An 11710-nucleotide genomic window follows, 5' to 3' on the forward strand; every position below is an offset into this window, starting at 1 on the left:
GAATGAAGTAAAGGTCGACATCACAAGTAGAATATTCATAACAAATACTATTACTATGAAATACGCTATTGCATACGCTACTCTCGTAATTGCCCTTGGTATGCCGTTCGCTTCGTTTGCCATGTCGGATGATATGGTGCCGGCAAGAAATGAAACGACCGCTCCCGCAAAAGAACAGAGCGCGAAAGAAATGAACATGGATGCGGCGAAGCATGAAAGAGCGCTGAAACAAGCAAAGACGCATTATCAAGCAGAGCTCAAGAAGGCAAACATTGTCTATAGCGCGGCTATGAAGGTTGCAACAAAGAAGAAATCAAAAACACTTATCAATGCTGCAAAGAAGAAGTATGCTGCGGCACAGTCGTTGGCCAAAAAGCATTACACCATGGAAAAAAATGCTGCGATGAAAGGTTCGACGATGAAAATGAAATAAGTTCAGAAGGTAAGCGGCCGCAAAAAGTTTCCGTTCTGGAAAAAATATCTTTCCGGTTCGGAAACTTTTCTTTTTCTCGTCTTGACGCGTAGACTTCCATATGATAGTCTGTTTTTTGTCATGACACTTCAGACATCAGAACAGACTATTCATGCACGTTCGTTCTTTGTAGCTCCCGGAATTGATGCTTTGCGAAGAGCAGAAGATATTCGCGTGAAGCAATTTGGAGATGATTCCAGAATTGCAACACTGACGGAAATCATCGAAGCTCGAGTGGCAAGTCCTCTTGATACTGCTGTGTGGCGCCTGCCCTATATCACCACATCAACCGCAGTGTATATCGGGTCTGTCAAAGGTATGTTGCCGCAGGTTGCGGTAGTTCACAGCGTCGGCCCCATGGCAACGCTTGCCGGAGCATATGATTTCACTCAAGAATACCCCGACAGTGCGTTTGAGCGCCAGAGGATTTTTAGTCGCCTTGTGCAGGGAGAGTATGGAAGCGTTTCTGTATTTAGCGCGACTGATATTGAAGTACTTCTTGGGCATTTACCCAGTCTACTGACCTATGAGGATGCGCTGAATAATCCTTTGGTTCTTTCCCTTCTCGGAGAGCGGGAATACGCAGAAAAATATCTACGCATCTTGGCCGGTTCGGATGCCAATCAAACCACACCTCTTGAGCAGCGCCATGTCATGCCTTCGCATCTGGGGTTTGAACAATTCAGTATCTTTGATGAAATCGAATTCGGACCGTCTGCATTTTTTGTCCGTATTGAAAGTATCGGCCGCCATGCTTGCGATGGGCCCTGCACATCATACTGTTCAAAAATAGCATTGCATCGCACAGAACATGCCCTGCGGTTTGTAGGTATTGAGGGAGGTGAAAAAATCACAAGCATACGGCTAGGGCCAGGGGACCTCTGCCTGTAGTTAGCTATCAGCCGCTGTTGACGGCTGATTTTTTATGTCCTATGTTGTTTGACAGTTAAAATGTCTTTTTTTATTTAAACCATAATAAAAATAGGCAAAGTATTGACAAAATGCCAAAAATGTGCTATAATGATTTTACTTATATTTTACAAGTAATAATGTATTTATGTCAAAAACTGAACAGGGTCCCAGTAGCTCAAGGGAATATATCAAAGTCCTCAAAGGCACGTTTCTTGCTGCCCTGACAGGTCTTACCGTGCAGGGATGCAGTAGGGTTGATGGCAATACGTCAGTACCTCTGCCGACAGGCCCCGCGATCGAAACAAAACAACCGGTTCAAAATACATCGGAAAGCGGTGGATTTGTTCCAAATATTATTGTTACCGAAGCTGAGCCTGAAGCACCTGTAATCACTATTGGCGGTTCAGCAGCATCTAAAGAAACTATAGGCCCTTCAGAAGAAGTTCCTATTACAATCATATTAGATGGTGGTGAACCAATGCCAACATCTACACCACAATCTGAAAATCCCGCGCTCACCGTATCGTTTGATGGGACTACGACTTCACCTATTGAAACGCAGGCAAGCGTATCTGCCGTACCTGCTTTGCAAGCGGAGTTCTCTTCTCTTGAGCCGGAAAGATTAAAAGATGTTGCCAAAAAAATCGAACAGGGAACAGCCGATGATGAGATAGTGGAAAATGGGCGCATAGTGCAGATTTATTCCACAAAGCTCAAGAATGCCATGTCGCTTGTTCTTGTAAAAGAAACTGTCGATAAACAATGGGATGGAACACAATCAAGTGTGGTGTTTTATGATAAAACAAATGGCTATGTTGCGTATAATACGGTTGCATTTGGAAAGCGGTATCTTGGAAATGATGCATACGAGCTCCGCTTCGGGAAAGGCAAATCTTCAGCCATCGTCCGCAATGCTTATGTCACTCCGGATGTATCTGGCGTATCTGTTCTTCTCTCATCGCGCGAAGTTGAAGATTCAGTTAATTTTCTGACTCGGAACAAAAGCATATCCATCTATCAGCAGCGCCAAGAAACAGACCCCGTAACGGATCAAAGGACAGTAAATATCGGCGGTTATGTTGAAAAACAAAATGAATTTATGCGTGAATGGGAGTGGCTTCTTGATCAATCAAGCGGTAAGCATATCTATAGTCTCGATGTTCAACCAGACGGAACGTTTAAAGAAGCATCTAAGAGTTCAGTTGAAGTCAATCCAACCAAAAACCTCGATTAAGGCTCTGAAGTTATCCACAGATTAAACTTTCTAAAAAGAATAAGGCAAAAAAATGCTTTGAATAAAGCATTTTTTTGTATTCAATCTCTCTTGACATGTATCGGTAAAAATACACATCACTATGGTATAGTTAGTGTGGAGATCGTTACAACTAATACAAAAAGATCATTCAAATACAGCCCTATCATCTCCAACGATCTCTAGTTTAAACAGAAAGGAGGTGAGGTAGGGTGGCAGCAATTGTTCTTAGGACTGTTCTCGAGATTCTCAAACACGTGTTTTATCATCTTCTTGGTTCCTGGTTTGAGAAAGCTATCGAGGCGGTCCTCCGCAAGCGACGGCGCAAGCGCAAGAAGTCCCGTACAAAAGAGCTCGTAGCGGCACCCACAACAGAGTGCTATACGATTCGGTTGTGCGACGACTCTCCTGCGGCAAGCCCCGTTGCAGGGATGTGGATTATCCTTGGCAAATCGACGGAAGTCGCACGCGTGGTCATTCTCATTGATGATGATACGTGCGATCGCTAAGAAAGGACGAGCCATTGGATAACGTCGAATCACATATTCCTGCCGCCAGCCGCTGAAATGCTCATGACTCGTAGAGGTCGGGAGCGATTCAGCGGTTTTTTATTTTTGGACGAATGCTCCGTTTTTGGCAACACGGATCACAAATACTTTATCTTCAGCATTACCGTTTTTATCAATATCAACCGTTCCGCTAATGCCTTGGTAGTTGCGGATGCGGGTCATATTTTCAATAAATTGCCTTACCTTATCATCTGGCGTGCCTTGCGCATACCGTTCCGCGCTCAGTACTAGTGTATCATACGCCCGAGCACCAAACATAAGAGGAATCCTGTTGTTATAGGTATTTTTATACTCAGAGCAATAGCGGATTGTGCGTTCAGCTTTTGTATCTTCACAGGAAAACGGTACATCGGTGATAGTCATGCCTTCGGAAAAATTACCCGCCGCATTAAAAAACTCAGCCGTATTCTGCGCTCCCCATCCATAGAAAGGTATTGAGAGTCCCAGTTCGCGTGCCTGGCGAATAATACTCCCCCCATCCTTATCGGCAGAAAAAAGATACACTGCATCCGAGCTTGATCCTTTGATTTTTGTAAGAGTACTCCTAAAGTCGATAGTCGATTTACTGTCATATCCTTCGGAAATTGCCACGGTGCCTCCTGCTTGAACCAATATTTTTGTTAAATAGTCCTTACCAAGAGTTAGTGTGTCGCTTGCAGAATCATAGATAATCGAAATCCGTTGTATTCGCTCAGATTGCAATTCAGGTAATGCTATATCGAGCTCCGGATAAATACTCGAAAGCATTTTAAAAATATAGATTCCGGCATTTTCAAGACGCGGCGCATTTGAGACAGGTAGGAAGGGGATATGGTGCTTTTCAAACAAAGGTGCCGCAGCAAGGTTGGCGCTGCTACCTGGTCCACCGATAACAAATGCAGCCTTTTCAACCTCAATGAGCTTTACTGCCGCAGGTACGGCTGTCTTGGGGTCAGCAGCAGAATCTTCGTAGACCAATTCAATCGATATCCCTTGGGTATTTTGAAGACTTCTTTTTCCAAGCTCCAGCGCATTTTTAATATCCTCACCGTAATTGGCAAACTTGCCCGTCAAAGGAATAAGCACACCGACACGCAGAGTTTTTGAGGCGGATATTGATTTGCGCTGAATAATGACGGTGTAACCGAGTGCAAGAATCGCCAGTATGATGATACTAATCCCCATCCATTTTTTTGAATTCATATGAATGCCTATTATGACGTATGGAATCAATGATAATGAAAATATAAAATAAACGCCATAAGTATAGTCATATTAATTATATGATCTTCACATTTTGCTATATTTATAGTAGAATACTAAGATAGAAGTGACGCCAATATTGTTGGCACTTTATGACGATTGAACATACTCTTAGAGAATTGGGACTCAAAACAAATGCTATTACAGCCTATGTAGCATGTCTTGAGCTTGGTTCAAGTACGGTACTTAGAATTAGCAAGCGCGCCGGATTGCCGCGTTCGACATGCGACCTACTGTTGTCCCAGCTTCAAGAGCGCGGATTCGTATCCGCATTCAGAAAAAAGAGATCGCGGTATTTCAGCGCCGAAAACCCGCGCAAAGTATTGGCTTTTCTCAAAGAAAAATCTGATAATTTCCAAGCAGTCCTGCCACAGCTTATGAATAAATATGGAAATGCGCGAACGTCAACACTGTTGCGGACTTATAGGGGATCCGATGGCATCAAGCTTGTGTTGAGGGAAATTCTTGATGACAATCCGCGTGAATTGCTCAATTTTTCATGGGCCGATGATGTATTTGTTATCTTGCCAGATATATTCCCTTCATTTGTCGAAAAAAGAATTAAGCAAAAAATTCCGGTAAAAGTAATCACCTATGATACTGAGTTTTCACGTAATCGTCAGAAACGAAAAAGTGAACTTCGGGAGATGAGGTTTATTCCAAAAGGACAGGAATTTCATGCCATGCTGTCTGTGTGGAATAAAAAAATTGCCCTTTTCTCTCTTGATAAAGAGCTATCAGCGTGCATTATTGAAGATGCAGAACTTTCTCGCATGCAGCGCACCATCTTCTTTTCATTATGGAATACCCTAGCTGTTGTCTGATGGATAAAAATGTTCTATGCTAGGAGTGGAAGATTCAAGCTATTATGCTTTGAGCGAGCTATTTGTATGGGAGTTATTGTCGCGATCGTCAATCAAAAAGGAGGTGTGGGTAAAACCACAACCGCTATGAATATTGCCGCCTATCTTACGAATGCGGAAAAAAAATGCCTGCTTGTTGATTTGGATCCTCAAGCAAATGCCACATCAGGTATGGGACTCAATCCGACAGAAATCGAGCACGGCACTTATGAGGCGCTTGTGGGCATGGTGCAGGCAAGTAGCGCGATTCGTATTATTGAACCGTATGGTATCCATCTATTGCCGGCAACAATAGCGCTTGCAGGCGCTTCTGTTGAGCTTGTTAGTATTGACGAGCGCGAATTCCAGCTTTTAAAAGCGATTCAGCCGCTTACCGATGCGTATGATTATATTTTCATTGACTGTCCGCCATCTCTCGGCTTGCTAACACTTAACGGATTAGTTGCATCTGATCATGTGCTTATTCCCGTGCAAGCAGAATATTTTGCACTTGAAGGCATTGGACAGCTTATGGAAACAATCAATCTTGTTAAGCAGCATTTAAAGCCGAACCTCTCTATTCTCGGAGCGATTATTACCATGTATGATAAACGGTATAAGCTTTCGGTGAGCGTGCTTCAGGAACTCTACCGTCATTTCCCTCAAAAGATTTTCCGTACCGTCATTCCGCGAAGCGTGCGCTTGGCCGAAGCGCCGAGCCATGGGAAATCCATCCTACACTATGATCCTGAAAGCAGGGGGGGTAAAGCCTACGAGCGTTTTGCAAAAGAACTTCTCGCATCGCTCCAATCCGATGCGGCATTAACACCTTAATGATTTCTATGCCCAATCCATCATTGGGAAGGGGACTTGATGCGCTCCTTTCCAGAAAAATTCCACCATCAACCATTCCACCGGTGCAGAATATTCCTGTTGCCGGTTCTGCCGATGAGAAGGTGTACGAGCTTCCCGTTGATGTCATTGCAGCAAATCCAAGCCAGCCGCGTTCGGAATTTGCCGATGACCAACTGCGCGAACTGGCAGAATCCATTCGCGAATACGGCATCATTCAGCCCCTTGTCGTATCAAAACAATCAAGCGGAGACTATACGCTTATAGCTGGTGAGAGGCGGCTACGCGCGGCAAAAAGCATCGGACTCAAGATGGTACCGGTTGTTTTGCGCAACACCGATGAACATGAACGCTTGGCAGTGGCGCTTATTGAAAATATCCAGCGAGTAGACCTCAACCCAATGGAACTCGCGCTTGCGTACCAAAGACTTCTCGATGAGTTTAACTTTAGCCATACAGAATTGGGCAAAAAATTAGGCAAGAGCCGTCCGGTGATTTCTAATACGCTGCGATTTTTCAACCTCCATCCAAAGATTCAAGAGGCATTGCGCGAGAAAAGACTCGATTCCGGACAGGGAAAAATTATTCTAAGCCTCAACAATCACGATCAGCAACTCTCGTTATATAATCAGATCATGAAAGAAAATTTATCTGTTGCCGAAAGCACACGACGCCTCCGGCAGATGTCGGTACGACATGCTGAAATGGCCGGAGCAAAACAGCCGGATATTGTCAGAAAAGAAGATCTGTTACGCGAGTATCTTGGCACTAAAGTGGATATTTCGATGCGGGCAGGCAAGGGGCATATTCGAATAGAATTTTTCTCACCGGAAGAATTAACAGATATCATGCAAAAGATTGTCGATTGATACAAAAGCGGTGCACTATGAAATTTATTATTCATGGAGGGAAAAAATTGCACGGCACCCTTTTTGTCGCAGGCATGAAAAATGCCGCAACACCTATTATTGCTGCGACGCTTTTGACAGATGAGGTATGTACGCTTTCGAATATCCCCCGTATTAGCGATGTCGAAGTAATGCTTTCTATTCTGAAAAGCATGGGAAGCGAGGTTGCGTGGACAAATGATCATGAAGTGACTATTTGCAATAAGAATGCGCGCATTGAAGCAGTCGATGAAAAGACGATGAAGCGCTTGCGTTCGTCGAGTCTTTTTATGGGGCCGTTTTTGGCACGATTCGAAAAAGCTTCCATTGCGGAACCTGGCGGATGCATTATCGGCAATCGGCCTCTCGGAACGCATTTTCATGCACTCGAAAAACTTGGTGCAACGATTGAGCGGACCAATGGGCATTATGAACTTTCCAGAACGGAACTTATCGGTTCGCGCATAGTGCTTTTGGAAGCATCGGTAACGGCTACGGAAAATGTGCTGATGGCGGCATGTGCGGCAATAGGAGAAACAACAATTGTCAATGCTGCGTATGAACCGCACGTGCAGGATCTTGCATGGTTCCTTGTTGCAATGGGTGCGCAGATTGAAGGTATTGGAACGTCGACACTTCGTATACAGGGAGGGCGTCTTCTGAGCGGGGCTACCCATGCAATTATTCCCGACACCATTGAAGCAGGAACCTTCCTTATGTTGGGCATTGCAACCAAGAGTGAATTAACTATCCAGCATGCTCGTTCTGAACATATGGATGTCGTGCTCGAATGGTTGAAAACAATTGGAGCGCATTTTGACATTTTTGAAGATTCTATTACACTTCGAGTATCTTCAAGTCTCAAGGCTGCTCATTTTGAATTTTATGCATATCCCAGGCTCCCAAGCGATCTTCAGGCGATTTTTGGCGTTTTGGCTACGCAGCTTCATGGAACTACGCTTATTCATGAGAAGATGTTTGAAGGCAGACTCGGATACATTTCCGAACTCGTAAAGATGGGGGCGAATGCCGTCATTTGCGATCCTCACCGAGTACTCATTACCGGTCCAACGCCCTTGTATGGCCAGGAAATACGAAGCTTTGATCTGCGTGCGGGGGCAGCCATGATTATCGCAGGGCTTATTGCAAGCGGCGAAACAATCATCTATGATGCAGAAATCATCGATCGTGGCTACGAATGCATCGAAGAGCGACTTAGTCAGGTGGGTGCAGATATCCAAAGAATCGAATAGCAAGCTATTATCCTTATGTCAATTGAAGTGATTATTTCAGACGATTCAACAAAAAAGAAACAGAAGAACAGCTGGTATTTTTTCAAAAAATATTTTCTGCTCTACGTTCTTGTTATTGCCTTAAGTACCAGTTTTTTTGTTGGCTATACTGCCGGGAAAAAACAAGCATCGCCGGCAAATCTTGGCGCGAAAAAAGAAGGCAAGCTTTTGAATATCCCCGTCGAGAGCCCGTCGTATATTTCGAAAGATGTTGATTTCGATTTATTTCAGGATGTTTGGCATCGTGTAAAAACAGAATATGTCAATAAAGACATTCCGGATACCAAGCTTTTTTATGGAGCACTTGCCGGCATTGTTTCCTCAGTTGGCGATCCTTACACCGTTTTTCTCGATCCGGATACGGCAAAAAAATTCGAAGAAAGCCTGAGTGGGAGTTTTGAAGGCATTGGCGCAGAAATTGGCATGAAAAAAGAACAGATTGTTGTGATGTCCCCACTTCCAGAAACTCCGGCTGAGCGCGCCGGTTTGCGTTCCGGCGACTTAATATTGGAAATCGATAAGAAAAGCACTTCCGGCATGACCCTCGACCAGGCAGTCACACAGATACGCGGTAAAGGGGGGACGACAGTAATGTTGACTATTTTCCGCGAAGGAGAGAAAAAAGAGCGTGAAATTCCCATTATTCGCGATACGATCCAGGTAAAATCCGTAACATGGAGTATGAAGGGATCGTTGGCATATATTAAAGTTTCACATTTCAACGAGGACACGGAAAGCGCATTTGCCGCAAGCGTGCGGCAGGCATTGGCCAAAAAACCAAAAGGCATGATACTTGATTTGCGCAATAATCCCGGAGGGTTTTTGGACACTGCCGTTCAAATGGCTTCATATTGGGTTGATGGCGAAACGGTCGTTATCGAGCAGTATAGCGATGACAAAAAAGATGAATATAAGGGGCGTGTTTCCCCGCTTCTCAAAAATATGCCGACTGTGGTACTTGTAAATCAGGGAAGCGCTTCGGCGTCGGAAATAGTATCAGGAGCATTGCAGGATTATGGCAAAGCGCAACTGGTTGGCAAAAAAACATTCGGCAAGGGATCGGTGCAAGATCTTCAACGCCTTAAAGATGGATCTGCGCTTAAGATTACTGTTGCAAAATGGCTGACACCAAAGGGGCGTATGATCAATGAACTTGGCATCAATCCTGATGTTGAAGTTGACATCAAAGAAGAAGATATTACAGCAAAAAAAGACCCGCAGCTGGATAAGGCAATCGAGTTGCTGAAATAATCCTTAATAATTTTTTATGTCTGATTATCCGCCAGACGTGCCAGGTAAGAGTAATGCTCCAAAGAAAAACCGTTTTGAGTCATACGAGCCCAAAGAAAGCGATACTCTTAGGATATATGGCAAGTGGGAAGATTGGAATAATATTCGAACTGGCTGGGGAGGCTTTCATTTTTTTATCGATATAAAAACTGATCTGCCGGGCGGTAAGCAGGGATTGTTACAAGAATTGAAGAAGATGGGCGCAACCCCGAATGAAACGTCAGCAGTTGAATTATCGTCACCCAGTTGTCCAGACCCACTGCCAAGGGGCACGTATGTTGCAAAATATTGGCAGGGAAGAAAGGGTAAGCATGGTGAATTGATGTCGAAATCAAAATATGATGAAGAAGTGAAAGGAGAACATTAGTTACTATTGTTGTACAAAAGCATTATACTAAAACAACCTCTTTGAGAGAGGTTGTTTTAGTATCTTCTATATTGTTTTTTTGGGTACGCTTTTTTCTGTGAGAACACTTACGTATGTCCGCTGTTTTTGCACGCCATCGAATGCCAAACGTTTCAGACGTGAAAAATGCACAAACCCCTTGATAATAGAATAGAGGGTGTCGTCCTTGCCGCGTTTAACATTTTTGCCGGGATGGAATTTCGTTCCCCGCTGCCGTATAAGGATACTGCCAGATTTTGCAAAGGCTCCTTCAGGGAGTTTTACGCCGAGACGTTTGCTTTGCGATTCACGTCCCAGTGCTGTAGAGCCACCCGCTTTTTTATGTGCCATAAAGTGATTATATAATACGTATGATTACAACTCAGCAAATACTAGCACGTCTTCTCTTACTGTGCAAGAGGGAGCTGTTCTTCATACAGGGCTGTTATAATGTTTCCGGAATCATCAAGCCATCCGCGGATCATGCCGCCTGTTGAAAAAGCACAGCCTCGAGCACCTTTTGAATCGATTACAATCACGCCCCCAAGGCCCTTTACCGAATCGATAAGATACTTAATACCATCTTGAGCTGCTTCGTGCGCTCCCACCTGTTTGAAGTAGATAATGTCAGAAATTGTTTTCGATAGTACGGTTCTGATGAATTGTTCTCCATAGCCTGTTGCGGATACGGCACACGTGCGATTGTCCGCATAGACACCTGCACCAATGATGGGCGAATCGCCGACGCGCCCGAATTTCTTATTGACAATACCCCCGGTGGACGTAGCAGCGGCCAGATTGCCGTTTATATCACGGGCAACAGCGCCAACAGTGCCATATTTTTTCTCTTCCGGTCTTGCCGTGTCATGGTCGAGAACAACATGATCTTGTTTTTTTGCTTCTTCCCATTGTTTTTTGCGGTGTTCGGTAATAAAATATGCATCATCTTCAAAAACGATATCCTGTGTTTTGGCAAAGTCGTGCGCACCGTTGCCAATAAGCATGACATGTTCTGTTTGTTCCATGACGAGGCGTGCCAAGTGGATGGGGTATTTTACATTCCGTATACCTGCAACAGATCCGGCTTTGAGCGTGGAGCCATCCATGATAGCCGCATCCATTTCCACAAAGCCTTCTTCATTGAGAACCGAACCCCGTGCAGCATTGAAGATGGGGTCATCTTCCAAGAGCATGACACAGTGCTCCACAACATCAAATGCGGCCGTGCCGTTCTGAAGCATTTTTTTTCCTGCAGAAAGAATTGTATTCAATGATGTATGGTAGACGCTTTGCTGCTCTTCGGAAACCCCCTTGAGGAGTCCTGCGCCGCCATGGATCATGAGAGTATGCATAGTATGAAAGCAGTTAAAATGTATCCTGATGCTAGCATATAAAGAAAAAAATAAAAAGATCACTTTCTTTAGTAAAAAAAATCCCCGTCGAGATGGACGGGGGATCTGAGTTATTTAGTGGGCACTCAGCTTGGTTGCGAGTTCTAGGAATTGGCCAAACTTTTCATCGTCGTAGGCCGGATTCACGTAGATTGCGCTTACCTTATGCTTCATCTCTTCGCCGAGCAGCTGCTTGGTGTTGAATTTGGGCAGAAGGACGACGCCCGCATAGTTCATGTGCGAGTAGCGGAACGGTCCGAAGAGCTCACTGAGAGCCTTGGGGAGGTTTGCGTCACTTACTTCAAACATGACATCCGTCATATA

The 11710-nt window shown here is 44.5% G+C and carries 14 protein-coding genes; 10 read left to right on the plus strand and 4 right to left on the minus strand.

What is annotated here, in order from left to right:
- The first annotated feature begins 55 nt into the window (after positions 1 to 55).
- The 4 genes from AAB400_00120 to AAB400_00135 all read left to right on the plus strand — a co-directional run bounded on the left by AAB400_00120 (position 56) and on the right by AAB400_00135 (position 3145).
- Entirely contained in the window at positions 56 to 433 is a 378-nt protein-coding gene (locus AAB400_00120; protein MEK7648306.1) for a hypothetical protein, read from the plus strand.
- Positions 434 to 553: 120 nt separating this feature from the next.
- A complete protein-coding gene (locus tag AAB400_00125; GenBank protein ID MEK7648307.1) occupies positions 554 to 1363 on the plus strand; it encodes a hypothetical protein in 810 nt (269 codons plus the stop codon).
- A gap of 166 nt (positions 1364 to 1529) precedes the next feature.
- Positions 1530 to 2618, plus strand: coding sequence for a hypothetical protein (locus AAB400_00130; protein MEK7648308.1), 1089 nt, complete (start codon positions 1530 to 1532; stop codon positions 2616 to 2618).
- A gap of 230 nt (positions 2619 to 2848) precedes the next feature.
- Positions 2849 to 3145, plus strand: a complete 297-nt coding sequence (locus tag AAB400_00135; GenBank protein ID MEK7648309.1) for a hypothetical protein — start codon at positions 2849 to 2851, stop codon at positions 3143 to 3145.
- A gap of 99 nt (positions 3146 to 3244) precedes the next feature.
- Here the strand turns inward: AAB400_00135 and AAB400_00140 are convergent, their stop codons facing one another.
- Positions 3245 to 4387, minus strand: coding sequence for an ABC transporter substrate-binding protein (locus tag AAB400_00140; GenBank protein ID MEK7648310.1), 1143 nt, complete (start codon positions 4385 to 4387; stop codon positions 3245 to 3247).
- 152 nt (positions 4388 to 4539) lie between these two features.
- On the opposite strand from AAB400_00140, the gene AAB400_00145 reads away from it, so the two are divergent.
- The 6 genes from AAB400_00145 to AAB400_00170 all read left to right on the plus strand — a co-directional run bounded on the left by AAB400_00145 (position 4540) and on the right by AAB400_00170 (position 9977).
- Positions 4540 to 5271 carry a helix-turn-helix domain-containing protein gene (locus tag AAB400_00145; protein ID MEK7648311.1) on the plus strand — a complete coding sequence of 244 codons (732 nt, stop codon included), beginning with the start codon at positions 4540 to 4542 and terminating at the stop codon, positions 5269 to 5271.
- Positions 5272 to 5337: 66 nt separating this feature from the next.
- A complete protein-coding gene (locus AAB400_00150) occupies positions 5338 to 6123 on the plus strand; it encodes an AAA family ATPase (protein ID MEK7648312.1) in 786 nt (261 codons plus the stop codon).
- Positions 6124 to 6131: 8 nt separating this feature from the next.
- Positions 6132 to 7010, plus strand: coding sequence for a ParB/RepB/Spo0J family partition protein (locus AAB400_00155; GenBank protein MEK7648313.1), 879 nt, complete (start codon positions 6132 to 6134; stop codon positions 7008 to 7010).
- A 17-nt stretch (positions 7011 to 7027) separates the two neighbouring features.
- A complete protein-coding gene (murA, locus tag AAB400_00160; protein ID MEK7648314.1) occupies positions 7028 to 8281 on the plus strand; it encodes a UDP-N-acetylglucosamine 1-carboxyvinyltransferase in 1254 nt (417 codons plus the stop codon).
- 15 nt (positions 8282 to 8296) lie between these two features.
- Entirely contained in the window at positions 8297 to 9571 is a 1275-nt protein-coding gene (locus tag AAB400_00165) for a S41 family peptidase (protein MEK7648315.1), read from the plus strand.
- A 16-nt stretch (positions 9572 to 9587) separates the two neighbouring features.
- Entirely contained in the window at positions 9588 to 9977 is a 390-nt protein-coding gene (locus AAB400_00170; GenBank protein MEK7648316.1) for a hypothetical protein, read from the plus strand.
- A gap of 66 nt (positions 9978 to 10043) precedes the next feature.
- Here the strand turns inward: AAB400_00170 and rpmA are convergent, their stop codons facing one another.
- The 3 genes from rpmA to AAB400_00185 all read right to left on the minus strand — a co-directional run.
- A complete protein-coding gene (gene rpmA, locus AAB400_00175; GenBank protein ID MEK7648317.1) occupies positions 10044 to 10346 on the minus strand; it encodes a 50S ribosomal protein L27 in 303 nt (100 codons plus the stop codon).
- A 56-nt stretch (positions 10347 to 10402) separates the two neighbouring features.
- Positions 10403 to 11347, minus strand: a complete 945-nt coding sequence (locus AAB400_00180) for an isoaspartyl peptidase/L-asparaginase family protein (protein ID MEK7648318.1) — start codon at positions 11345 to 11347, stop codon at positions 10403 to 10405.
- 114 nt (positions 11348 to 11461) lie between these two features.
- The coding region (locus AAB400_00185; GenBank protein ID MEK7648319.1) for a hypothetical protein at positions 11462 to 11710 on the minus strand (249 nt) is incomplete at its 5' end.

The sequence above is a fragment of the Patescibacteria group bacterium genome (genome assembly GCA_038065255.1).
Lineage (GTDB): Bacteria > Patescibacteriota > Patescibacteriia > JACQRZ01 > JACQRZ01 > JBBTRI01.

Excerpts from the sequence above, each read along its gene's own strand:
- AAB400_00120 (MEK7648306.1), top strand. The coding sequence starts at position 56 with ATGAAATACGCTATTGCATACGCTACTCTCGTAATTGCCCTTGGTATG.
- AAB400_00125 (MEK7648307.1), top strand. The coding sequence starts at position 554 with ATGACACTTCAGACATCAGAACAGACTATTCATGCACGTTCGTTCTTT.
- AAB400_00130 (MEK7648308.1), top strand. The coding sequence starts at position 1,530 with ATGTCAAAAACTGAACAGGGTCCCAGTAGCTCAAGGGAATATATCAAA.
- AAB400_00140 (MEK7648310.1), bottom strand. The coding sequence starts at position 4,387 with ATGAATTCAAAAAAATGGATGGGGATTAGTATCATCATACTGGCGATT.
- AAB400_00145 (MEK7648311.1), top strand. The coding sequence starts at position 4,540 with ATGACGATTGAACATACTCTTAGAGAATTGGGACTCAAAACAAATGCT.
- AAB400_00150 (MEK7648312.1), top strand. The coding sequence starts at position 5,338 with ATGGGAGTTATTGTCGCGATCGTCAATCAAAAAGGAGGTGTGGGTAAA.
- AAB400_00155 (MEK7648313.1), top strand. The coding sequence starts at position 6,132 with ATGCCCAATCCATCATTGGGAAGGGGACTTGATGCGCTCCTTTCCAGA.
- murA (MEK7648314.1), top strand. The coding sequence starts at position 7,028 with ATGAAATTTATTATTCATGGAGGGAAAAAATTGCACGGCACCCTTTTT.
- AAB400_00165 (MEK7648315.1), top strand. The coding sequence starts at position 8,297 with ATGTCAATTGAAGTGATTATTTCAGACGATTCAACAAAAAAGAAACAG.
- AAB400_00170 (MEK7648316.1), top strand. The coding sequence starts at position 9,588 with ATGTCTGATTATCCGCCAGACGTGCCAGGTAAGAGTAATGCTCCAAAG.
- rpmA (MEK7648317.1), bottom strand. The coding sequence starts at position 10,346 with ATGGCACATAAAAAAGCGGGTGGCTCTACAGCACTGGGACGTGAATCG.
- AAB400_00180 (MEK7648318.1), bottom strand. The coding sequence starts at position 11,347 with ATGCATACTCTCATGATCCATGGCGGCGCAGGACTCCTCAAGGGGGTT.